This is a genomic window from Kitasatospora sp. NPDC096128 (genome assembly GCF_040303105.1).
Classification (GTDB): Bacteria; Actinomycetota; Actinomycetes; order Streptomycetales; family Streptomycetaceae; genus Kitasatospora.
Genome location: NZ_JBEOSP010000002.1, coordinates 26461 through 49074 on the forward strand (window position 1 = coordinate 26461; position 22614 = coordinate 49074).

The 22614-nt window shown below is 73.7% G+C and carries 22 protein-coding genes; 10 read left to right on the plus strand and 12 right to left on the minus strand.

The window, feature by feature from the left end; translation table 11 throughout:
* The first annotated feature begins 340 nt into the window (after positions 1 to 340).
* Complete coding sequence (locus tag ABTY61_RS02795) at positions 341 to 1105, plus strand: polysaccharide deacetylase family protein (protein ID WP_350503105.1); 765 nt, start codon at positions 341 to 343, stop codon at positions 1103 to 1105.
* 21 nt (positions 1106 to 1126) lie between these two features.
* Here ABTY61_RS02795 and ABTY61_RS02800 read toward each other — a convergent pair whose 3' ends face one another.
* From ABTY61_RS02800 to ABTY61_RS02810, 3 genes are all read right to left on the minus strand, one after another.
* Entirely contained in the window at positions 1127 to 1510 is a 384-nt protein-coding gene (locus ABTY61_RS02800; RefSeq protein ID WP_350503106.1) for a barstar family protein, read from the minus strand.
* Between the two features lie 47 nt (positions 1511 to 1557).
* Complete coding sequence (locus ABTY61_RS02805) at positions 1558 to 2211, minus strand: 4'-phosphopantetheinyl transferase family protein (protein ID WP_350503107.1); 654 nt, start codon at positions 2209 to 2211, stop codon at positions 1558 to 1560.
* 236 nt (positions 2212 to 2447) lie between these two features.
* Positions 2448 to 2651, minus strand: coding sequence for a hypothetical protein (locus tag ABTY61_RS02810; RefSeq protein WP_350503108.1), 204 nt, complete (start codon positions 2649 to 2651; stop codon positions 2448 to 2450).
* 277 nt (positions 2652 to 2928) lie between these two features.
* Here ABTY61_RS02810 and ABTY61_RS02815 point away from each other — a divergent pair, with 277 nt between their 5' ends.
* Positions 2929 to 3414, plus strand: coding sequence for a cysteine/serine endopeptidase inhibitor (locus ABTY61_RS02815; protein WP_350503109.1), 486 nt, complete (start codon positions 2929 to 2931; stop codon positions 3412 to 3414).
* Positions 3415 to 3466: 52 nt separating this feature from the next.
* Here the strand turns inward: ABTY61_RS02815 and ABTY61_RS02820 are convergent, their stop codons facing one another.
* Positions 3467 to 4375, minus strand: coding sequence for a LysR family transcriptional regulator (locus ABTY61_RS02820; protein WP_350503110.1), 909 nt, complete (start codon positions 4373 to 4375; stop codon positions 3467 to 3469).
* A gap of 184 nt (positions 4376 to 4559) precedes the next feature.
* Between ABTY61_RS02820 and ABTY61_RS02825 the strand changes: the two genes are divergently transcribed.
* Positions 4560 to 5582 carry an FAD-dependent oxidoreductase gene (locus ABTY61_RS02825; protein WP_350503111.1) on the plus strand — a complete coding sequence of 341 codons (1023 nt, stop codon included), beginning with the start codon at positions 4560 to 4562 and terminating at the stop codon, positions 5580 to 5582.
* A gap of 183 nt (positions 5583 to 5765) precedes the next feature.
* On the opposite strand, the gene ABTY61_RS02830 is transcribed toward ABTY61_RS02825, so the two are convergent.
* The gene (locus tag ABTY61_RS02830; RefSeq protein WP_350503112.1) at positions 5766 to 6152 is read right to left on the minus strand and encodes a hypothetical protein; all 387 of its coding nucleotides are present in this window, start codon (positions 6150 to 6152) and stop codon (positions 5766 to 5768) included.
* A 173-nt stretch (positions 6153 to 6325) separates the two neighbouring features.
* On the opposite strand from ABTY61_RS02830, the gene ABTY61_RS02835 reads away from it, so the two are divergent.
* From ABTY61_RS02835 to ABTY61_RS02860, 6 genes are all read left to right on the plus strand, one after another.
* Complete coding sequence (locus ABTY61_RS02835; protein WP_350503113.1) at positions 6326 to 6808, plus strand: flavoprotein; 483 nt, start codon at positions 6326 to 6328, stop codon at positions 6806 to 6808.
* Positions 6809 to 6913: 105 nt separating this feature from the next.
* Positions 6914 to 8305 (plus strand): NAD(P)/FAD-dependent oxidoreductase, encoded by a 1392-nt coding sequence (locus ABTY61_RS02840; protein ID WP_350503114.1) that lies wholly within the window; start codon positions 6914 to 6916, stop codon positions 8303 to 8305.
* Between the two features lie 69 nt (positions 8306 to 8374).
* A complete protein-coding gene (locus ABTY61_RS02845; protein ID WP_350503115.1) occupies positions 8375 to 9442 on the plus strand; it encodes a DUF6528 family protein in 1068 nt (355 codons plus the stop codon).
* Between the two features lie 265 nt (positions 9443 to 9707).
* Positions 9708 to 10019 (plus strand): hypothetical protein, encoded by a 312-nt coding sequence (locus tag ABTY61_RS02850; RefSeq protein ID WP_350503116.1) that lies wholly within the window; start codon positions 9708 to 9710, stop codon positions 10017 to 10019.
* Positions 10020 to 10036: 17 nt separating this feature from the next.
* Complete coding sequence (locus tag ABTY61_RS02855) at positions 10037 to 10597, plus strand: acyl-CoA thioesterase (protein ID WP_350503117.1); 561 nt, start codon at positions 10037 to 10039, stop codon at positions 10595 to 10597.
* Between the two features lie 379 nt (positions 10598 to 10976).
* The gene (locus ABTY61_RS02860; protein ID WP_350503118.1) at positions 10977 to 11372 is read left to right on the plus strand and encodes a DUF2267 domain-containing protein; all 396 of its coding nucleotides are present in this window, start codon (positions 10977 to 10979) and stop codon (positions 11370 to 11372) included.
* Here ABTY61_RS02860 and manA read toward each other — a convergent pair.
* The 7 genes from manA to ABTY61_RS02895 form a co-directional block, all read right to left on the minus strand.
* Positions 11269 to 12609, minus strand: a complete 1341-nt coding sequence (gene manA, locus ABTY61_RS02865) for a mannose-6-phosphate isomerase, class I (RefSeq protein WP_350503119.1) — start codon at positions 12607 to 12609, stop codon at positions 11269 to 11271. The two genes, ABTY61_RS02860 and manA, sit on opposite strands and share 104 nt — an antisense overlap.
* Positions 12610 to 12632: 23 nt before the next feature.
* On the minus strand, positions 12633 to 13565 hold the full coding sequence (locus ABTY61_RS02870; protein ID WP_350503120.1) for an ROK family protein: 933 nt from the start codon (positions 13563 to 13565) through the stop codon (positions 12633 to 12635).
* Positions 13566 to 13673: 108 nt separating this feature from the next.
* Positions 13674 to 16727, minus strand: coding sequence for an alpha-mannosidase (locus ABTY61_RS02875; protein WP_350503121.1), 3054 nt, complete (start codon positions 16725 to 16727; stop codon positions 13674 to 13676).
* Positions 16728 to 16785: 58 nt separating this feature from the next.
* Complete coding sequence (locus ABTY61_RS02880; protein ID WP_350503122.1) at positions 16786 to 18051, minus strand: glycoside hydrolase 5 family protein; 1266 nt, start codon at positions 18049 to 18051, stop codon at positions 16786 to 16788.
* A gap of 53 nt (positions 18052 to 18104) precedes the next feature.
* Positions 18105 to 19004 carry a carbohydrate ABC transporter permease gene (locus ABTY61_RS02885; RefSeq protein WP_350503123.1) on the minus strand — a complete coding sequence of 300 codons (900 nt, stop codon included), beginning with the start codon at positions 19002 to 19004 and terminating at the stop codon, positions 18105 to 18107.
* A 3-nt stretch (positions 19005 to 19007) separates the two neighbouring features.
* Positions 19008 to 19880 (minus strand): carbohydrate ABC transporter permease, encoded by an 873-nt coding sequence (locus ABTY61_RS02890; protein ID WP_350503124.1) that lies wholly within the window; start codon positions 19878 to 19880, stop codon positions 19008 to 19010.
* Between the two features lie 125 nt (positions 19881 to 20005).
* Complete coding sequence (locus ABTY61_RS02895) at positions 20006 to 21295, minus strand: ABC transporter substrate-binding protein (RefSeq protein WP_350503125.1); 1290 nt, start codon at positions 21293 to 21295, stop codon at positions 20006 to 20008.
* A gap of 184 nt (positions 21296 to 21479) precedes the next feature.
* Between ABTY61_RS02895 and ABTY61_RS02900 the strand changes: the two genes are divergently transcribed.
* The gene (locus ABTY61_RS02900) at positions 21480 to 22505 is read left to right on the plus strand and encodes a LacI family DNA-binding transcriptional regulator (protein ID WP_350503126.1); all 1026 of its coding nucleotides are present in this window, start codon (positions 21480 to 21482) and stop codon (positions 22503 to 22505) included.
* Positions 22506 to 22614: the final 109 nt, after the last annotated feature.

The following is a 22614-nucleotide window of genomic DNA, read 5'->3' on the forward strand; positions in this document are numbered from 1 at the left end:
GCCTACCCCGGGGGGTGAACCCGGGGTGAGGCGGGGCCCACCGGGGTGGGGCGGGTCGGTGAAAGGGGCCCGGGGGCGGGACGGGGCGAGTTGCGGGGAGTGGCGATTGGTCCGTTCATGGTCATGTGATCGGCGGTATGAGCCGATATGGGACGGTATGACGGATGGCGATGGCGGCGGGTGGCGACGGGTCGGTCGGGAGGCTGGTGTGGCACTGAGTCGGCGGGCGTTGCTGACGGCGGCGGCGGGGGGCGCGCTGGCGGGGTGCGGGAGGGGGCGGGCCCCGGAGGGGGGCGGGGCGGCCGCACCGACGGTCACCGGGCCGGCTGCGGCCACGGGCATGGCGTCGGCTACGGCTACGGCGCCCGGGACGGCGTCCGCCGCGCCCACGGCGCCCCGGGAGCCCGGCCGGGCCGAGCTGGTGCAGCGCTACGCGACCCTGGCGCCGACCGGGTGGGGACTGGACCTCCCCGGGGTGGTCACCGGGCTGCCGGACGGCCGGCAGGCCACGGCGCTCACCTTCGACGCCTGCGGGGGCCCCGGCGGGAGCCGCTACGACGCCGAGCTGATCGACTTCCTGCGCGCCCACGACGTCCCCGCCACGCTGTTCCTGAACGCCCGCTGGATCGATGCCAATCCGCACGTCTTCGAGCAGCTCGCCGCCGACCCGCTGTTCGAGATCGGCAACCACGGCACCGTCCACCGCCCGCTCTCGGTGACCGGCCGCTCGGCGGAGGGGATCGCCGGCACCGGCGGGGTCGGCGAGGTGTACGACGAGGTGGCGGGCAACGCCCACAAGCTGACCGAGCTGCTCGGGCGCCCGCCGCGGTTCTTCCGCTCCGGCACCGCGTACTACGACGACGTCGCCGTCCGGGTGGTCGCCGACCTGGGCGAACGGATCGCCGGGTTCACCGTGAACGCGGACGGCGGGGCGACCCTCCCGGCCGCCGAGGTGCGGCAGGAGGTGGCGTCGGCGCCGCCGGGGGCGATCGTCATCGGGCACATGAACCAGCCGGGCCGCGGCACCGCCCGCGGGGTGGCAGCCGCGCTGCCGGGGCTGCTGGCGGCGGGGCGGCGGTTCGTCCGGCTGTCCGACGTGCTGTGAGCCCGGGACGGCCGCCGTCGGCTACGCCAGGCGCAGGCCGCCCGGGTGCCGCTCCTCGATGATGCCGACCAGCCAGTCGAAGACCGTCGGGCCCTCGCCCGCCCGGGCGGCGGCCAGCCTGGCCGCGACGTTCTCGCGGTTGGTGGGGTGCACCCGCGGGAGCCGCAGCTCCAGCTGGCGGGCCGTCTCCTGGTAGCCGAGGCTGCGGCGGGAGGCCTCGTGGTCGCGCCACTCGATGACGTAGTCGCCGTCGTCGGGCGTGCCGAAGCCGCCGCTCAGGCAGTCGGCGAAGGCGTCCAGGTTGCGGCCGAAGTAGCCGTCGGCGCCGATCTTGCGACCGACCTCGTCCCAGAAGTCCTCCAGGGTGCCGATCTTCCCGCCGTCGATCACATAGGTCACCGTCACGGGGACGAGGATATGCCCGGGCGGCGAACCGCCGGGTGACGGCCGGTTTACGGCTGGACGGCGATCGCGGTGGCGAGCAGCCCGTCGCGCACCGCCCAGCGGCCGTCGAAGCCGTCCAGCCGGCGACCGCCGACCACCGGGCCGGGCACCAGCAGCCGGGCGGTGAAGGTGCCGTCGGGGGAGAGGCCGAGCTCGGCCTCGTGGAAGTCCAGCCACAGCCGGGTGAGCGGGAACCAGGCCTTGTAGACCGACTCCTTGGCGCTGAACAGGATGCGGTCCCACGGCGTGTCCGGGTGGTCGGCGGCGAGCTTCGCCAGCCGCTGCTGCTCGACGGGCAGGGCGACGGACTCCAGGACGCGCTCGGGGAGCGGCAGCGCGGGCTCGGCGTCGATGCCGACCGAGGCCAGGGTGCCGACCCGGGTCACGGCGGCGGCGCGGAAGCCGTCGCAGTGGGTGAGGCTGCCGATCACGCCGTCCGGCCAGCTCGGCGCCCCGCGCAGGCCCGGGACGAGCGGGCGGTACGGGACGCCGAGGCGGGCCAGCGCGGTGCGGGCGCAGTGGCGGACGGTGGTGAACTCGCGGCGGCGCTTGTCCACGGCGCGGGCGACGACGGCCTCCTCGGCGGGCTCCAGCCGCGCCTCGGGCGGGTCGTCGTAGGCCACCTCGGTCACCACGACGTCCGGCAGCAGGTCCCCGATCACGCGTTCCCCCCTGGGTCGACAGCGCGGGCCGACGCCGCGCGGATCGAGCCTAGCCGGGACGGGCGACCCCGGTCCGTGATCTTCGGCAAATGGGGACCGGGCGGCCCGGCTCACTTGAACGCGGCGGCCGCCTGGTGCGGGGCCCGGGCGATCGTGTCCGGGTGGCAGGGCGCGGGGGCGTGTTCAAGTGAGTCGGGGCGGAGCCTGTCCGGGGGCGGGTCGGTGGCTGCCGCCCGTCACTGCCCGAGCAGGTGGGCGAAGTCCAGGCCGAGGCTGCCGAGTACGGGGAGCGCGCCGAGGTCGGTCACGCCGCCGACCGGGATGCTGTAGCCCTGGTTCACCTCTCGGTTCGCCGGGCTTGCCGCCGCGGTGGCCGCGGTGGCGGCGAGGGCCGGGGTCAGGACGGCGCCGAGGAGCAGGGCGGCGAGTGCGGTGCGCATGGGGCGGGCCTCCGGGGCGGGCGGGGGTGACGGCCTGTCAACACCCCGCGTGGCGCTGCGGTCACGCATCTTCGCCCCTTCGGCCGCATTGGTAAAGATCCTTGCCTTGTGTTGATGGCAACAGCGGGGAGGTCTGGACCACGCCGAGGAGGAACGCATACGTTCCTTTCACCGGGTGGGCATCGAGCGGTCGCCGAACTGCGGTGCGGCGCTGTCGAGTTGCTCATGTCATGCCCATGACCAATGCCCGGGACCGTCGAACCGGAGGGACCGAACCATGCGCGTCATCGGCAAGAACCTCAGGATCCTCGCGGGCGCCCCGCTCGCGGCCGCCGCCCTCATCGCCCTCTCGGCGGGCTCCGCCGGCGCCGCGATACCGGTCAACAAGCCGATGACCGGCAAGGCCACCTACTACACCGACGCGGGCTACGGCGCCTGCGGCACCCCGATCGACGCCTCCAGCCAGCTGCTGGTCGCCGTCTCGCACACCTGGTGGACCACCGCCAACCCCAACAACGACCCGGTGTGCAAGGGCATTTCGGTCAAGGTGACCTATCAGGGCAAGACCATCACCGTCCCGGTGAAGGACCAGTGTCCGTCCTGCGACTCCACCCACATCGACCTCAGCCGGCCCGCCTTCGCCACGCTGGCCCCGCTCGACAAGGGCGTGATCAACGACCTCACCTGGCAGTTCGTCAAGGCCGGGGCGAACGGCAAGACCGTCGCGCTGTCCGAGCCCGTCACCGGCTCGACCCTCGGCTGAGCACGCCGCCGACGGCCGCCGGACCGGACCGCCCCCGTGGGCCCGGCGGCCGTCAACTCCCCTCTGCGGGCGCGTCCGTGGCGCCGAGCTGCGGGGCCATGGCGAGCAGCAGCTGGACCGCCGGGGAGGCCGTCCGAGGGTTGTGCGCCAGGCCCAGTGTGACCGTCGGCACCGGGCGCGCCATGCGGCGCAGGCTGACGCCGGGTATCCGGAACACCCGCGCCCGGCCCTCCGGGATGGGCGCGATACCGTGGCCCGCCGCCACCGCCAGCAGCAGTTGCTCGTCGTCCGGCTCCTCGCGGACGATCCGGGGCGGCCGGTCGGGCCAGAGCTGCCCGGTGATCGACGCGTGCATCCCGGGGCCGTTCCCGCGCGGCCACAGCACCACCGGTTCGTCCCGGATGCTGCCCCGGTCGAGCCGGCCGCGGCCCCGGGCGAGTGGATGGCCGCTCGGCACCGCGAGCAGCAGCTCCTCCTCCGCGATGACCCGGCAGGCCAGCTCGGGGAGGTCCAGCGGCGGGCGGACGAAGGCCGCGTCCAGCCGCCCGGCGAGCAGTTCCTCCACGTTGTGGGCCGTCCAGCCGGTCTGCAGGGCGACCTCCACCCGGGGGTAGCGGCCGCGGAACTCGCCCATCAGGGTGTCCGAGACGCCGCCGCGCGCCGAGCGGGTGTACGCCACCCGCAGGCTGCCCTGCCGCCCCCGGGCCACCGCCGTGATCCGCCGGTCCGCCTCGGCCACCTGGCGCAGCAGCTGCCGGGCCTCCTCGGCGACCGCGCCGCCGATCGGGGTCAAGGTGCAGCCCCTGCTGGTGCGTTCCACCAGCTGCACGCCGAGCTGCCGCTCCAGCGCCTTGATCTGCTGGCTCAGCGCGGGCTGCGCCACCCGCAGTCGGCGGGCGGCCCGGGTGAAGTTCAACTCCTCGGCCAGGACGGAGAAGTAGCGCATGCGACGGAGGTCCATCGGCCGATGATAGGCCCGCCCCGCAGGGCCGGCTCCCAGCCTTCGGGCCGTCCACCGGCGGTGATAAGAGCGCCTTATCGCCGGGGGATGCAACCGGTCTTGGACGCCTCCCGGCGTGCCCCGCTTACCTGGAATCCGGCCGCCGCGGCCAGATCGGTCGGCGCGCCGGGAGGAGGGGATCACGGTGGACGGGAACGTGGGCGTGGGCGTGGGCGGGAACGCGGACGTAGGCGGGGGCGGGAACGCGGACGTGGTGGTGATCGGCAGCGGGATCATCGGGCTCAGCACGGCCCTGCGCCTCCAGGAGCAGGGACTGCGGGTCGTGGTGGTGACGGCGGACGGCCTGCTGTCGACGGTCTCGGCCGTGGCGGCCGCCGTCTGGTACCCGGTGGGCGTGGCGGCAGGCGAGCGGGTGGCGGCCTGGTCCGCGGCCACCTACGCCGAACTCGCCCGGCAGGCCCGGGCCGGCGCCCCCGGCGTCGTCCTGCGCGACACCTGGATGCCCGCGCACCGGCGGCAGGAGGACGGCACCCCCTGGTGGGGCGCCGGCGTCCCCGACCTGCGCCGACTGGAGCCGGCCGACCTCGCCCCGGCGTACGCGGACGGCTGGCGGTTCACCGCCCCGACGGTCGAGATGCCGCGCTACCTGCCCTGGCTGCTCGGCCGCTTCCTCGACGGCGGCGGCGAGGTCGTCCACCGGCGGCTCGACACCCTCCACCAGGCCCGCGCCTGGGCGCCCGTGGTCGTCAACGCCTCCGGCCTGGGCGCCCGCGGTCTATGCGGGGACGACGCGGTGCGACCGGTGCGCGGACAGCTCGTCCTGGTGCCCAACCCCGGCCTGCGGGCCTCGCTGCGGATCCAGGACGACCCGGCCGGGTACACCTACGTCCATCCGCGCAGCCGCGACGTCGTCCTCGGCGGAACCTTCGAGGAGGGCAGCTGGGACCTCGGCGGCGACCGGGCGACGGCCGAGGCGATCCTCGCCCGGTGCGCGGCGCACGTCCCCGAACTGCGCGGCGCCGAGATCACCGGCTGCCCGGTCGGCCTGCGGCCGGACCGCCGCGGCGGGGTGCGGCTGGAGGCCGAGGAGACGGCGGACGGGCTGCGGATCGTGCACAACTACGGGCACGGCGGGGCGGGCGTGACGCTGAGCTGGGGGTGCGCGGACGCGGTGGCGCGGCTGGTGGGGGCCGGTCGGGGGAACTGAGGAATCACCCTGCGGGGGTGGTCGGCCATGACTGGACTCCCGGACCGTCGTGCGGTCGTTCCGTACCGAAATCCATTCCCGCGGAGGAGTCTTGGCCTCGATCACCCTCGACGCCGAGCGCCGCGTCCGCGCCGACGCCGGCGAAGCTCCCGGACCGAACCAAAGAGGGGGTTCCCCCCTGACTCACCCGTCCGCGCCTGGACCCAGTACCCGGCGAAGGCGGCTTGAGAAGTCCTCCACGGGTCCCTCCGGTACCGACGGCCACTTCTCCATAGCCGCGACGATCTCCATCAGCCGGGCCTCGAAGGCCGCCGCGTCGACCGCACCGGCTCCATACGCCTGCCATAGCTCAACGAGCTGGTCCTCCCGCTCGCCGAAGTCGATGATCTTGTCGGCCAGTGTGAAGCCGTCCGGGGAAGGCTTCCCGACCTCGAGTACCCAGCGGTTCGCGGCCGCGTCCGCTGTGATGCCGCGACCCGCCAGTTCGACGACGCTGAACGGCACCCTGGGGTGAGCTGCCACCGCGAGGAACACGCCCAGCGACACCGAGTTCCGCACGACCTTCTCCATCGCGCCAAGCCCTCCCTCCAGCGGCAGGCCACACGTCCACCACAGTGATCACGGCCAGTCGGCAGCTTACAGAGAGACCCGATCAAGGATCCGAGACGAGCCACTAGCGTGTGGGGTCTCGGCGGACGCGGTGGCGCCGCTGCGCCGGCGGTGCTGAGAGGGGAGTTCGGACGATGCCGATGCTGTACGTGGTGGTGTGTGCGGCCGGAGTGGCCGGCGGGGTGGGGGAGTTGGTGTCCGCCGCGCAGGGGCGGGGGTGGGAGGTGGGGGTGGTGGCGACTCCGCTCGCCATGGGGTTCATCGACGTCGGGGCGGTCGAGGAGCAGACGGGGTTCCCGATCCGGTCGGCCTGGCGGAAGCCGGGGGAGCCCCGGCCGTTGCCGGATCCGGAGGCGATCGTCGTCGCCCCCGCGACGTTCAACACGATCAACAAGTGGAGCGCGGGGATCTCGGACACGCTGGCGCTGGGGATCCTGTGCGAGTCGTACGGGTGGGGGATCCCGGTCGCGGTGCAGCCGTGCCTGAGTGCGGCGCAGGCGGCGCATCCGGCGTACGAGGAGAGTCTGGCGAGGCTGCGGCGGATGGGGGTGCGGGTCGCGGAGTTCGTGCCGGGGGCGTACAGCTGGACCCGGGTGCTGGAGCTGCTGGGGGACTGACAGGGTGGCTGGGCGGGCGCCCGGATCCTGGCAGTGTGCGGGTGTTCCGCCGTGATCGGCCCGGAGTAGCGTCCGGGCAGGTCGGCGACGGTGTGGGAGGTTCCGGTGGCAGCGGTCAACGGTGGGGTGTCGTTCTGGTACGCGGCGGGCGGGGTGCCGGAGCCGGGGCCCGCGCTGCCGGGGGACGCCGATGTCGATGTGTGCGTGGTCGGCGGCGGGTACACCGGGCTGTGGACGGCCTACTACCTGAAGAAGGCCGAACCCTCCCTGCGGATCGCCCTGTTGGAGCGTCGCTTCTGCGGCTACGGCGCCTCGGGGCGCAACGGCGGGTGGCTGTACAACGGCTTCGCCGGGCGCGGTGCCTTCGCGAGGAAGTACGGGCGCGCGGGCGCGGTGGCGATGCAGCGGGTGATGGACGCGGCGGTCGGGGAGGTCGTCGAGGTGGCGGCCGTCGAGCGGATCGAGGCGGACGTCGTCCGCGGCGGGGTACTGGAAGTGGCTCGGAGCGGGCCGCAGTTGGCGCGGTTGAGGGAGTACGTCGAGGCCGAGCGCGGCTACGGCGAGGGCCGGGTGGAGGAGCTCTCCGCGAAGGAGACGGCGGAGCGGATCGATGTCGCGGACGTCCGGGGCGGGGCCTGGTCCCCGTACGGTGCGCGGATCCAGCCGGCGAAGCTCGTCAGGGGGCTGGCACGGGTGGTGCGGGGCCTGGGCGTCGAGGTGTACGAGGGGACGCCGGTCACGGCGGTGCTGCCCGGCACGGGGAGCCGTCGCCCGCGCGCAGTGACTCCGTACGGGACGGTCACCGCCGGTCGAGTCCTGCGCGCCACCGAGGGGTTCACCGCCGGGCTGCGCGGCGAGCGGCGGACCTGGCTGCCGATGAACTCGGCGATGGTCGCCACCGAACCGCTGCCCGCCGAGTTCTGGGCGGAGGTCAACTGGCAGGGCCGGGAGGTGCTCGGGGACTTCGCGCACGCCTACATGTACGCCCAGCGGACCGCCGACGACCGGATCGCGCTGGGCGGGCGGGGCGTGCCGTACCGCTTCGGGTCGCGGACGGATCCGGACGGGAGCACCCAGGTGGAGACGGTGCGCCAGCTCCGCCGGATCCTGGACCGGTTCTTCCCGGCCGCCGCGCAGGCCCGGATCGACCACGCCTGGGCGGGCGTGCTGGGCGTTCCCCGGGACTGGTGCGCGACGGTGGACCTGGACCGGGCGAGCGGGCTCGGCTGGGCGGGCGGGTACGTCGGCAGCGGGGTGACCACGGCCAACGTGGCCGGCCGCACCCTGTGCGACCTGGTGCTCGGGCGGGACACCGAGCTGACCGGGCTGCCCTGGGTGGGGCACACGGTGCGGCGCTGGGAGCCGGAGCCGCTGCGCTGGCTGGGGGTGCGGGCGATGTACGCCGCGTACCACGCCGCCGACCGCCAGGAGGCGGCCGGGCGGGCCACCACCTCGCCGATCGCCCGGGTGGCGGACCGGGTGTCCGGGCGAATCTGACGGGCCGTTCGGCCGAGGGGTGCGGCTGGGCTGCCGGGCGGTCCGCCGTGCACCGCACACCGTGGGGGCGTGCTGAGGAGAACCCTGTCGGCCCTGTGCCTCGCCCTGCTGCTCTGTGCGCCCGCGAGCCGCGCGTACGCCACGTCCGCGACGTTCGCCGTGTCCGCCTCGCCCGCCTCGCCTGTCTGGTCCGCCTCGTCCGCTGCGTCCGCCGGACCGGCTGCTTCGCCGGGCGGGGAGGTGGCCGCCGTGGACCAGGCGTCCCGCCGCGTCCTGGTCCTGCGGGGGGTCGAGGAGCTGATGGCCTACCAGGGCGTCGAGCGTCCGCCGGTCGTGTGGTCCTGGGCGGCCGATCGGGCGCCCGACCTCGGCGACCTCGACCCCGCGCTGAGCTGGAGCGACCCGGACGAGGTGAAGAGCCGGACCCTGGAGGGCCGCCGCTACCTGCTGACCACCGCCTCCGGTGGGCTCGCCGCCGTCGTCGACACCGCCACCGGTGCCAGCCGCTGGGCGGCGGACCTCGGCGGGGACGTCAACCCGCACAGCATCGAGCTGCTCCCGGACGGCAACGTCGCGGTCGCCGCGAGCGCCGGCGGGTGGGTGCGGCTGTACGCCGCCTCGCAGGGCTCCCGGGCCACCGCCCATGCGACCTTCCCTCTCCCCGGCGCCCACGGGGTGCACTGGGACGGGCGGACCGGCCTGCTCTGGGTGCTCGGTGACGGCGAGCTGACCGGGCTGCGGGTCGGCGGGACCCCGGACGCGCCGACCCTGGCCGCCGTCCGCAGCGCCCCACTGCCCGACCGGGGTGGTCATGACCTCGCGCCCGTCCTGGGCGCGCCCGGCCGGTTCTGGGTGAGCACTCTGAACGGCCTCTGGCAGTACGACCCGGCCGCCGACGGGTTCACCCCCGTCCATCTGGCCGATCCCGGCGATCCGGCCGCGGGTCCGGCCGCCGAGCGGGATGTCAAGAGCATCGGCGACGACCCCGCCGGCACCGGTCGGCTGCTCACGGCGGCCCCCGATCACAGCGGCCCGTGCGACTGGTGCACCTCGGCGATCCGGCTGCACCGCCCGGAGCGGACGTGGAACTTGACCGGCGCGCGGCTGTACAAGGCGCGCTGGTGGAGCTCCTATTAGCAGATTCATGACGGACGGTAGTCGATCTTGCTCGGCGCGTCGGTGATATCACCCGTTCTGCTTACCGCATTCGGCTGACAGGGCATATTGTGTACCCCGGCAAACTACTCCGATGGAAGTCAGTTTCCCGTCGCGGTCCGAAAACCATCTGCGGACCCGCGTCGACTGGGATAGCGTCGAAGGCGTCGGGGGGCCGACACCGATCAGGTGTATTCGAACGTCAGTTACCGGGCCGTCATGGCTCGAATTGGTCCTGGAGAAAAGCATGAGGAATTCCCCGGAGGAAATCCGGTCGGACGTCATCGACGATCTGCAGCTCGCGGTCGACTCGCTGGCCGCTTTCCCGGCCAGGAATGCGGCCGGAACGGCGGACGTCACCGAACGGCTCGCGGCGGTCGCCGAACTCTGCCGGTCGGTCGACGTGGTGCTCGACAGCCTCGTCGTCCAGGCGGCCGCCGAGGCCGCCGAGGAGGGCTGGACCGCGGCCCGGATGGCCGCCGAACAGTCCGGCTACTACGCCAGGTTGCAGCGGGCGCTGCTGCCCACCGCTGCCGCGGCCGGGCTGACGCAGCAGTGAGCGCGCCGTACCCGGGCGTGCACGTGCTGTCCTGCCCCACCCGGTGGAGCGACGTCGACGAGAACGGGCACATCAACAACGCCCGGCTGGTCGGCTACATCCAGGAGGGGATTTACGACCTGTTCTGCCACCACGCGACCGCCGTGCGGGAATCCCTGTTCCCGTCCGGATTCATTATCGCGCGGCACGAGATCGATTACCTGGAGCAGTTGCACCACCGCCCCGAGCCATTGTCGGTGCGGCTGACGGTGGAGCGGCTCGGGCGGAGTTCCGCCCATGTCGAGGTGAATGTCTGCCGCGACCCGCTCACCTTTATGCGGGCGCGTACCGTGGTGGTCGCCCGGGATCGGGAATCCGGGCGCTCGCGCAAACTGAGCCAGAGCGAGCGACGCTTTCTGGCGGCGTTTATGCCGGTCTCGGCGCCCGGCGCGGCGCCGGACACGGTGCGTGGCGAGGGCCCGGCCGCCGCTGCTGCCGCCAAGGTGACGGCGCCGGCCCAGCGGGTACCGGCCCGGTCCGGTGGCAGGGTGGGCCTGCCGCGCGGTCCGCGCAGACGGTGCCGTACCTCGGCGGGCTGACCGCCCGGCCGACCCGTGGGTTCCCGTGCCGGTGACGGCGCGGGCCGGCGGCGTGATCGACAACGGCGTCGATCCGTCGGTCCGGCTCGGCTCCCGGCCCGGCTCCCGGCCCGGTTCAAGGCCCCGTTTCCGGTTGCGACCCTTCCGCAGCACCCGACGGCACCCGACTGCGCCCGCCGGCACCCGACGACGGTGTCAGGGTTCCGTTCGGGAGTCCGGCCGCCGTCCGTACCGTCGGGTCCGCCCGGTCCGGACCGCAGTACGCTGAGCAGCACGGGAACCGGTACGTCCCCCGGCGGTCACGGGCTGCGATGAGGCAGCCCCTCCGGACCATCGGCCGCCGGCCCGGCCCGGTCCCGCCGACCGGAAGGAGGACGCGATGACCATCTCCTGGGAGGACTTCCTCGCGCGCGTCGTGGAGCGCGGCGAGTACCGGAGCGAGGCGGAGGCGGACCACGCCGTCCGGGTCGTGCTCGGCCTGCTGGGCGAGCACCTGGTGGGCGCGGAGCGCAACGAGCTCGCGGACGCGCTGCCCGGCACGTACGCCTCGCTGCTCCGGGACGCCCGCCCTGCCGCCGAGCCGCTGACCGCCGAGCGCTTCGTGGAGGCCGTGGTGGGCTGGATCGGCGGGGCGACCACGGCGACGGTGCCGTGGGACATCGGGGCAGTGCTCAGTACGGTGGCCGACCTCGTCCCGGGGGAATTGATCGACCGGGTGATCGAGCAGCTCCCGGACGGCTACGACCTGCTCTTCGGTCACCCGCTGCCCGCCTGAGCGCGTCTGACCGGGGGGAATCGCCGGACACTCCCTGGCGGCCCGTGGTGGCCCGGAACAGCTCAGCGCCCGGGCCGGTCAGCTCGACCGGCCCGGCGCCCGGGCGCAGGTAGGCGGCGGCGCCCCGGGGCAGGTCGAGGCCGGGGTGTCCGGGGGCGTGCAGTCGGGCCCGGCGCGCGGTGCAGAGCAGGATCTGGGGTGTGGTCAGCTCGACGCGGACGGGAGCGGCCGACGGATGCAGCCGGGATAGCCGGAACTCCTCGGCCGGGGAAGGGAATTCGGCTTCGACGGCGTTCAACGGGCGGGCGCCGAGGAGGACGGGCCCGGCGGCACGGAAGTCGGTGACGGCCAGCAGGCCGGCCGTGTCGACGTGCTTGCCGGTGAGCCCGCAGCGCAGCACGTTGTCCGAGTTGGCCATCAGCTCGACGCCCACGCCCCGGAGATAGGCGTGCGGCACCCCGGCGGCCAGGTACAGCGCCTGTCCGGCGCCGAGCCGGACGTGGTTGAGCAGCAGCGCGGCGAGCAGCCCCCGGTCCCCGGGGTGCTCGTCGGCGAGGCGGGCGTACGCGGTGAACGCCTCGGCGTACGGGGCGTCGGCGGTCGCGGTCGCGGTCGCAGTCACGATCTCGGTGCGGCCCAGGGCCGCTGTGACCTCCGCGAGTTCGGGCTCACCGGCGGCCAGGGCCCGGCGCAGCAGCGCGGGCAGCGCCTCGGCGGCGGGCCGCTCGCGCAGAGCGGCCGCCCAGGGGGCGAGCACGCCGAGGGCGTCCAGCAGCCGGGCGGTGGCGGCCGGTGGGCGGAAGCCGCAGAGGGCCTCGAAGTCGCCCAGCGCGCAGAGTAGTTCGGGCTTGTGGGAGCGGTCCTTGTAGACCCGCTCCGGGGCGTCCGCCGGGACGCCCCGGAGCTGTTCGGCGGCGTACCCGGCCTCGGCCTGGGCACGGCTCGGGTGGACTTGCAGGGAGAGCGCCCGGTCGGCGGCCAACACCTTGAACAGGAAGGGCAGTTCCGGGCCGAACCGGCGTACGGTGTCCGGCCCGAGCAGGCCGTCCGGGTCGGCGGTGATCAGGGCGTCGAGCGGTCGGCCGCCCGCCCGGGAGGGCGCCGAGGGGTGGGCGCCCATCCACAGTTCGGCCTGCGGGGTGCCGTCGGGCGCGGTGCCGGTGAGGGCGGGGAGGGCGGTGGGGGAGCCCCAGGGGTAGTGGCGGACCGGGTTGTCGAGCAGGGCGTACGGGGGCATGCCCGGGGTCTCCCGAGGGGTGGTCAGCGGCAGAGTGCCGCCGCGCCGATCAGCCCGGCATCGGTGCCGAGTTCGGCGCGGCGCACGTCCAGTCCGCGGATGTAGGACAGGGCGGCGTAGCGGTCCAGGTGGCGGGCGAGCGGGGCGAAGAGCACCTCCCCGGCGGTGGCGACGCCGCCGCCGACCACCACCCGGTGGAGGTCGACCAGGGCGGCGGTGGCCGCGATCCCGGCGGCCAGTGCCTGGGCGGCCCGGTCGAAGGAGGCCAGCGCGAGCGGGTCGCCCGCGGCGGCGGAGGCGGCCACGGCGCGGGCCGTGGTGTCCGCGCCGGGCGGCCGCCAGCCGTCGGCGAGGGCCCGGCGGGCGATCGCGGTGCCGCTGGCCAGGCCTTCCAGGCAGCCGCGGGAGCCGCACGGGCAGGGCTCGCCGTCGAGGTCGACGGTGATGTGGCCGAGGTGCCCGGCGTTGCCACTGGGCCCGGGCCGGACGGCGCCGTCCAGCACCAGTCCGGCGCCGACGCCGGTGGACACCACCAGGCAGAGCGCGTTGTCGGCGCCCCGGGCGGCGCCCTGCCAGTGCTCGGCGGCGGCCATGGCGACGCCGTCCCCGGCGAGGTGGACGGGCAGCGCGCGGGCGGCCACCGCCGGGTGCGCGGCGACCTCGGCGACCAGCGGGAAGCCGCGCCAGCCCGGGATGTTGACCGGGCTGACGGTGCCGTCGACGAGGTCGACCGGTCCGGCGCTGCCGATGCCGACGGCCGTCACGGCGGCCCAGTCGGGCGGGCCGGCGAGCTGGTCCAGCACCTTGTGCACCACGGCGAGCACGGCCGGGCCCGGTTCCCGGGCGGGGGTGGGCAGCTGGAGCCGGTGCCGCAGCCGTCCGGCGCCGTCGACCAGGGCCCCGGCGATCTTGGTGCCGCCGATGTCGAGGGCGGCGAACAGCGGGGCGGGCGGCATGGCGGGCTCCAGGGGGTCGGCGGCGGCGCCCCGGCCGGGCGGGGCCGGGGCGCTCCCACCGTAGCGGGACGGTCGGCCAGCGGGACGGTCGGTGCGCGGGCCGGTCGGTCAGCGGGCCGCGCTGAGCCGCAGCGTGACCAGTTCGAACGGCCGCAGCGCCAGCCGCACCGCGCCGTCCTCGACCGCGACCTCGCCCCGGGTGCCGTCCCAGGGCCGTTCCAGCAGGTCGCAGGGGACGGCGCCGGCCAGCGGGAAGGAGGTGGTGAGCCGGCCCCGGGCGCGGCCGCCGCCGGCCTCGTAGACCCGGACGACCAGGTCGCCGCTGCGGTCGTCGGCGAGCTTGACGGCGCTGACCACCAAGGCGTCGTGGTCCACCTCGACCAGCGGCGCGACCCGCTCCGCGCTGCCGGTGACCCGCCGCTCGGGCAGGCCGATCCGGTAGCCCTCGCGGACGGCGTCGCCGATCGCCGCGCCGGGCACCAGCGCGTGCCGGAAGCGGTGCAGGCCCTGGTCGGTCCTCGGGTCGGGGAAGCGCGGGGCGCGCAGCAGCGAGAAGCGGACCGTGGTGGTGGTGCCGCCGTCCTCCGGGCGCACGGTGCGGGTGACGTCGTGGCCGTAGGTGGAGGCGGTCACCAGGGCCACGCCCCAGCCCGGCTCGTCCAGGTGGACGAAGCGGTGGTTGCAGGCCTCGAACTTGGCGGCGTCCCAGCTGGTGTTGGTGTGGGTGGGCCGGTAGAGGTGGCCGAACTGGGTCTCGGCGGCGTAGCGCTCGGTGTGGACGTCCAGCGGGAAGGCCGCTTTGAGGAACTTCTCGGTCTCGTGCCAGTCGACCTCGGTGTCGAGGTCGAGCCGCTGCTCGCCCGCGCGCAGGGTGAGGGTCTGGACGGCGGTCGAGGAGCCGAAGGAGCGCTCGATCCGGACGCTCGCCCGGTCGCCGGAGGCCGTGGCGGTGAGGGAGTCGACGGAGGTCAGGTCGGTGACGGTGTTGCGGTAGAACCGGTCCACGTCCCAGGCGTCCCACATGTTGGGGAAGTCGGGGTGCAGCTGGAGCAGGTTGGCCCGGCTGCCGGGGGCGACGGTCTCCCGACCGGTGGCGAGCTCGACCACCGAGGTGATCAGTCCGTCGGCGTCGACCACCACCTCCAGCAGGCCGTTGCCCAGGATGAAGCCGCCCCCGGGCCGCCCGACCGCCGTGCAGGGCGCCCCGCCGGTGACGGCGACGGCGGCGCCGCCCGCCGGGACCGCCGAACGGGCGTGCGGAGCCGCGTTGAACACCAGCTCGCGCCCGCCTCCGGCGGCTCCGGCCAGCGCCTGCTGGGCGGCTCCGATCAGCCCCTCCAGCTCCTGCGCCACCGCCGCGTAGGTGGCCTCGGCCTCGCGGTGCACCCAGGCGATCGATGAGCCGGGCAGGATGTCGTGGAACTGGTGCAGCAGCACGGTCTTCCAGATCCGGTCCAGCTGCTCGTACGGGTACTCGTACGACTCCTCGGCACCGGTGCGCAACGCGGCCGTGGCGCACCAGAGTTCGGCCTCGCGCAGCAGGTTCTCGCTGCGCCGGTTGCCCTGCTTGGTCTTCGCCTGGCTGGTCAGGGTGGCCCGGTGCAGCTCCAGGTAGAGCTCGCCGACCCAGACCGGCGGGTCGGGGTACTCGGCCTCGGCCTTGGCGAAGAACTCGGCGGGGTTCTCCCAGCGGACGGTGGCCGAGCCCTCCAAGTCCCGCAGCCGGGCGGCCTTGGCGACCATCTCGCGGGTCGTCCCGCCGCCGCCGTCGCCCCAGCCGGTCGGGGCGATCGAGTGCCGGGCCACCCCCTTGTCCTTGAAGTTGCGGGCCGCGTGGGCGATTTCGCTGCCCTTCATGGAGCAGTTGTAGGTGTCCACGGGCGGGAAGTGGGTGAAGATGCGGGTCCCGTCGATGCCCTCCCAGAGGAAGGTGTGATGCGGGAACCGGTTCACCTGGCTCCAGGAGATCTTCTGGGTCAGCAGCCACTTGGAGCCGGCGTTGCGGATGATCTGCGGCAGGCCGCCGGTGAAGCCGAAGGTGTCCGGCAGCCAGGCCTCGCGGTTCTCGACCCCGAACTCCTCCAGGAAGAACCGCTTGCCGTGGACGAACTGACGGGCCATCGCCTCCGAGCTCGGCATGTTGGTGTCGGACTCCACCCACATGCCGCCGGCCGGCACGAACCGGCCCTCGGCGACCGCCTTGCGCACCCGGGCGTACACCTCCGGGCGGTGCTCCTTGATCCAGGCGTACTGCTGTGCCTGGGACATGGTGTAGCGGAACTCCGGCTCGTCCTCGAGCAGGGCGGTCATGTTGGCGGTGGTGCGGGCCACCTTGCGCACCGTCTCGCGCAGCGGCCACAGCCAGGCGGAGTCGATGTGGGCGTGGCCGATCGCGCTGATCCGGTGCGCGGACGCCGCGGCGGGTGCGGCCAGCACCGCGGTCAGCTCCGAACGGGCCGCGGCGGCCGTGCCGTTGACGTCCTGGAGGTCGATCGCGTCCAGGGCGCGCTCGACCGCGCGCAGCACCTCCCAGCGCCGGGCGCCGTCCACCGGCAGCTCGGCCATCAGCTCGCCGAGCACCTCCAGGTCCAGCGAGAGCTGCCAGACGGTGTCGTCGAAGACCGCGAGGTCCATCCGGGCGAGCTTGTACTGCGGCCGGTCGCCGGCCGTCTCCTTGTCGCCCAACTCGGTCGGTAGGAAGGGGTGGTAGTCCAGGATGACCGGGTTGGCGGCGGCCTCGACGTGCAGCAGCACCTGCTCCCCGCCGGCCGCCGGGGCGGCGATCCGCACCCACTGGTTGCGCGGGTTGAGGCCCTTCACCGGGCTGCCGTCCGGGCGGTAGACCAGGCCCTCGCACTGGAAGCCGGGCATGTTGGCGTCGAAGCCGAGGTCGATCAGCGCCTCGACCGTCCGCCCGGCCCAGGCCTGCGGCACCGTACCGGACACCGTCAGCCAGCTGGTGCCCCAGGGCGCGCCCCAGGCGTCGCCGACGGCGATCGGGGTGCGCGGCGCGGCCAGCCCCTCGGCGACCGGGACGGGCTCGCCGGGGGCGGTCCAGATGCCGACCTCCAACGGGACGGACTCGGGGTACACGGCCGGGAGGATGCGCTCCTCCAGGACGCGCTTGAGGCGGGACTCGACGAGGGTGCGGTCATCGTGCATGTCGGCAGGCTCCGTTGCGTGCATCGAGGGCAGGGGGTCGGCGGGGGACGGCTGGGCCCTAGGGAGAACGTACGTCGGCGGGGTGGACCACCTCGGTGATGCCGCGCGCGGCCAGGTGCGCGGCGTCCCCGGCGCGTTCGGCGAGCACGGTGGTCGGGCGGGCGCCGGCTTCGGCGAGGCGCATGAAGGCCTCGTACACCGGGCCGCCGGGGCCGCAGTCCGCGCGGCGGGGGGAGGTGGCCTCGTCGCCGGTGGCGACCACCACGGCGGTGCTCCGCGGCTTGGGCGGCTGCCAGTGGCGGCGGGCCTCGGCGGCGGCCTCGGCCAGCCGGGCGCCGGCCGGTTTGACGGCCCGTTCGGTGGTCAACAGGCCGAGGCTGTACTCGAGTTCGGGGAAGTCGGCGAGCGAGCGGTCCACGTCGTGGGAGCACCACCAGGTGACGCCCCAGACGTCCGGGCAGTCCAGGACGGCCTCGACGGTGGCGCCGGTGAACCGGGCCGCGTCCCCGGCGGTGATGTGCGGGGCGGGCGCGCCGACCTCCTGGAGCCAGACCGGGCGGGCCGGGTCGTCGGCCCAGGCCTTGGAGAGCTCGACCAGGTAGGCGGCGTGCTGGGCGGTGGCGGTGGAGTGGGCGCCGTAGCGCTGGGCGGTGCCGTTGAACACCCAGGAGTGCACGGCGGTGGCGGCGCCGAGGCGGGCCGAGTGCCAGGGGGTGAACGGGTGTTCGTCCAGGTACCAGGCCGCGTCGTAGGAGGCGTGCAGGTGCAGCCGCCCGGGCGCGCCGTCCTCGCAGGCGGCGAGCATCCGGCGCAGCCAGGCCTCCGCCTCGGCGGGGGTGCACCGGTCGGGATCGGGGTGCGGGGCGCCGGAGAACTGGTTGATCTCGTTGCCGAGCGTCATCCCGAGGAAGTTCGGCCGCTCGCGCAGCGCCCCGGCGAGGGTGCGCAGGTAGGCGGCCTGGCCGTCCAGGACCTCGGGGTCGGTGAACAGGTTGCGGCGGTGCCAGGTCCGCGTCCAGGAGGGCAGGAAGTCGAAGGAGGACAGATGGCCCTGGAGGCCGTCCACCGCGACGTCCAGGCCGCGTTCGCCCGCCGCGTCCACCAGCGCGGTCAGCTGTTCGACGGCGCGCGGGCGGATCAGGGTGCGGTTGGGCTGGAACAGCGGCCAGAGCGGGAAGACCCGGACGTGGTCCAGGCCGAGGGCGGCGACGGAGTCGAAGTCGGCGCGCACGGCGTCGAGGTCGAAGTCCAGCCAGTGGTGGAACCAGCCCTTGCTGGGCGTGTAGTTGACGCCGAAGCGCGGCGCCTGCGGGGTGGTGGTCACGGGGGCTACCTCAACTGGGAAGGGGCGTACGGACGGTGTGCTCGCCCTCGGGCTCAGCCCTTGACGGCTCCCTCCTCGACGCCCTTGAAGAAGAAGCGCTGGCAGACGGCGAACACCACGACGATCGGCAGGAAGGCGATCATGGTGCCGGCCGCGATCAGCCGGGGATTGGCGGAGAAGGTGCCGTTGAGGTACTGGAGTCCGACGGTCAGGGTGTACTTCTGCGGGTCGTTGAGCACGATCAGCGGCCAGAGGAAGTCGTCCCAGGCGCCGATGAAGGTGAAGATGACGATCACGCTGAGCATGCCGCGCACGTTCGGCAGGCCGATGTGCCACAGCCGCTGCCAGACGTCGGCGCCGTCCACCAGCGCCGCCTGGTCGAGTTCGGGCGGTACGGCGGCGAAGGCGGTGCGCATCAGCAGCACGTTCAGCATGGCGATCGCCCCGGGCAGGGCCACGCCGGCCAGGCTGTCGGCCAGGCCCAGGCCGCGCACCAGGACGTACTGGGAGACGATGGTGACCTCGCCGGGCAGCACCAGGGTGGCCAGGAAGAGGCCCAGGACCAGCCGGGCGCCGCGGAAGCGCAGCCGGGCGAGGGCGTAGCCGGCCAGGGTGCAGCCGACCACGTTGCCGGTGATGCAGACGGCGGCGACGATCACCGAGTTGAGGGCGTACGTCCACACCGGGATGGTGTCGGCGACCGTGCCGAAGTTGCCCAGGGTGGGCTGGTCCGGCAGGAAGCTCGGGGTGCGGGTGTAGACGTCCTCGTCGGGGCCCTTGAGGGAGGTGGACAGCTGCCACAGGAAGGGGCCGATGACCAGCAGCAGGACGAGCACCAGGAGCAGGTAGCGGGCGGCGGTCTGCCCGCGGGTGGGGGTGTTGAAGCCGCGGGCGGGCCTGGGGCGGGGGGTGGCCCCTGGGGTGAGGGTGGTCTTGGGGCGGAGGGTGGGCACGGGTCAGGCCGCCTTCCGGTTCAGCCGCAGCAGGAACAGCATCGGGGCGAGGGTGACGACGAACAGCAGCAGGCTGAGCGCGGAGGCGTAGCCCAGGTGGCCGTTGAAGCCCCGGCTGTACATCTGGATCAGCATCACCACCGACATGTCGCGGCCGCCGGGGCCGCCCAGTCCGTTGGAGAGTACGTACAGCTCGGAGAAGACGCGCAGCGAACTCACCGAGATCAGCGCGGAGATGAGCACCATGGTCGGGCGCACCCCCGGCAGGGTGATGTGCCAGAAGCGGCGCAGCGGACTCGCGCCGTCCACGGCCGCCGCCTCGTGCAGCTCGTGCGGGACGTTGGCGAGGGCGGACAGGTAGATGACCATGTAGTAGCCGAGGCCCTTCCAGACGGTCAGGGCGATCGCGCTGAACAGCAGCAGCCAGCGGTCGGTGAGGAAGGGGACCGGGGAGTGGGCCAGGCCGCCCTCCTGGAGCAGGCCGTTGACCAGGCCCCGGTCGTCCAGTACCCAGCCCCAGATCAGCGCCACCACGACGGCGGAGGCGATCACCGGGGTGTAGAAGGCGGTCCGGAAGAAGGTGATGCCGGGGATCCGGCGCTGGACCAGCAGGGCGAGCAGCAGCGGCAGGACGGTCAGCAGGGGGAGGCAGACCAGCATGAACACGATGCTGTTGAGCAGGGCGTCGGCGAGCTGGGCGTCGTCCAGCAGGCGGCCGTAGTTCTCCAGGCCGGTGAACCGGCCGCCGCCGAGGGGCTTGGCGTTGGTGAAGGAGAGGATCACCGTGTTGACGGCCGGCCAGAGGTTGAAGACGGCCAGCCAGACTATCGCGGGGCCGGCGAGCAGCCAGGGCGTGAACCAGCGCCGGTGGGTCATGCGGATGCCTTCCTGGGGTGGTACCGGTCATTCCCGGGGCGGCGGGTGTGGGGGAGGACCCGCCGGTTCGCCGGTACGGGACGCCGAGATGCCGTGGGGGTCGCGGGCTCCGTGCGCGGCGGGGGTCAGCCCTTGAGGAGCTTGTCGCACTGCTCGACGGCGGTGTCCAGGGCCTGCTTGGAGCTGCTCTGGCCGCTGATGGCGAGGGCGAACTGCTGCTTGACGATGGTGCCCATCGCGTCGTCCACCTCGACCGGCTGGATCAGCTCGGCCTTGGCGAGCGAGGTGAAGGCGATCACCTTGGCGTCACCCGCGTTGGTGCCGTCGCTCCGGCTGAAGAAAGGGTCGTTCGCGGAGGCCTTGGTGGACGGAAAGATGCTGGTCAGGTGGGCGAAGGCGGCCTGGTTCGCAGGGCTGGTGACCCAGCGGGCCAGAGCGACCGCGGCGGCCGGGTTCTTGGTGTTCTTCGGGATGGACAGGCCCTGGACGTACAGCGGCGGGGTGCCCATCGCGGGGGAGGCGACGACCTTCGGGGCGAGGGTGGGGTTGTCGGTGGCGAGGCTGGTGATGAAGTTGCCGCCGCCGGTGGTCCAGGCCGCGGTGCCGGCGCTGAACAGCTTGGAGTTGCCGGCGTAGGTGTCGGTGAGCACCCCGTTCGGCATCAGGCCCTCCTTGAAGGCGTCGCGGTACTTGTCGAGCAGTGCGGCGGCCTCGGGGGTGTTGAAGGTGAAGGACTTGCCGTCGTCGGCCATGATCTTGACGCCGATGTTGTAGAGGTCGCCGAGGCCGGGCTTGCGGCTCATCAGGTAGGCCTGGCCACCGGACTTCTCCTTCATCACCCGGGCCTGGGCGATCAGCTCGTCCAGGGTGGTCGGGGGCTTCTTCGGATCCAGTCCGTTCTTCGTCAGGAGCTCTGAACTCCAGTAGTTCACATCGGTGTTGAGGTACCACGGATAGCCGAAGGTGCCCTGGTAGCCGTGGTAGCGGTAGGCGCCCACGCCGCCGGCCACGTACTCGTCGGCGAGTTTGGGGTCGGCCTTGGCCACGTCCAGCAGGACGTCCTTCTTGGCGAGCGGGAAGGCGAAGTCCGGCGGGAGGTTGACCACGTCGGGCAGGGTGTCGGAGGCGGCCTGGCTGAGCACTTTGTCGGAGTAGCCCTCGCCGGGCTGGTCCAGCCAGTCGACCTCGACGCCGGGGTACTTCTTCTTGAAGCCGTCGATCACGCCCTGCATGTAGTCGGTGAACTTCGGCTTGAGCGCCCAGGTCTGGATCGAGACCTTGCCCTTGACCTCGCCGGTGGCGGCCGCACTCGCCACGTTGTCGCTGGTCTTGGTGTCGCCGGAGCCGAGTCCGCAGCCGGTGAGGGCCGCCGCGGTGAGGGCCGTCGTCGTCAGTGCCGCCCAGATTCTTCGCATGAGAGGTCTCCCGGTGGTCCTGGGTTCTGGGGTGGGTGGTGGAGGTCAGAACCTGCTGGATGTCGGAACATGCTGGATGTCAGCTCCTGCCGGATGTCAGATCCAGCAATAACTAAACCGGTCTAGCTCTGGCAGGGACTATGCTCCCGCCTAAACTTGACTGTCAAGAGAGGAGTCGGATCCTGTGGGCAGACCGACGATCGCCGACATCGCGCGCCAGGCCGGCGTCTCCAAGGGCGCGGTCTCCTTCGCGCTCAACGGCCGCCCCGGTGTCAGCGAGGCGACCAGGGACCGAATCCTGCGGGTCGCCGAGGAGATGAACTGGCGCCCGCACAGCGCGGCCCGCGCCCTCGGCGGCGCCCGCGCCGACGCCGTCGGCCTGGTGATCGCCCGCCCCGCCCGCACCATCGGCGTCGAGCCGTTCTTCAGCCAGCTGCTCTCCGGCCTCCAGGCCGTACTCTCGGCCAGCTCGGTCGCGCTGCACCTGATGGTCGTCGAGGACACCGCCGCCGAGATCGAGGTCTACCGGCGCTGGGCCTCCGAGCACCGGGTGGACGGCTTCATCGTGGTGGACCTCCAGGTCAAGGACCCGCGGCTGCCCGTGCTGGACGAACTCGGGCTGCCCGCCGTCGTCCTCGGCGGGCCCGGCAAGGGCGGCAACCAGCTGCGGATCTGGGCCGACGACCGGGAGGCGATGCTCTCCATCGTCGACTACCTGGCCGCCATCGGGCACCGCCGGATCGCCCATCTCGCCGGGCTCCCGCACTTCCAGCACACCCAGCGCCGGATCCGCGCGCTGCGCGACGCCTCGCGCCGGCTCGGGCTGGAGGAGGCGGTGTCGGTGCCCACCGACTTCAGCGACGCCGAGGGCGCGGCGGCCACCCGCACGCTGCTCTCCCGGGCCGCCCGGCCCACCGCGATCGTCTACGACAGCGACGTGATGGCCGTCGCCGGGCTCGGCGTGGCCGGGGAGATGGGGGTGTCGGTGCCCGGGGAGCTGTCGATCGTCTCCTTCGACGACTCGGTGCTCGCCCGGATCGTCCATCCGCCGCTGACCGCGCTCAGCCGGGACACCTTCGCGCTCGGCGAGCAGGTCGCGCGCAGCCTGCTGGAGGCGCTGGACGACTCCGGGCCCGGGCGGGACCTCCGGATGCCCACGCCCCGGCTGACCGTACGGGAGTCCACCTCGCCGCCGGGGAGCGGGTTTTAGCCCTGCGGGGTGGTTGTTGTCCGATTCGTTGACAGTCGTTCTGAACCGGTTTAGCCTCGCTGCGCCGAGAAGGTCCGCTCCTGCTGCCCGCTCCTGCGGCCTCCGGCTT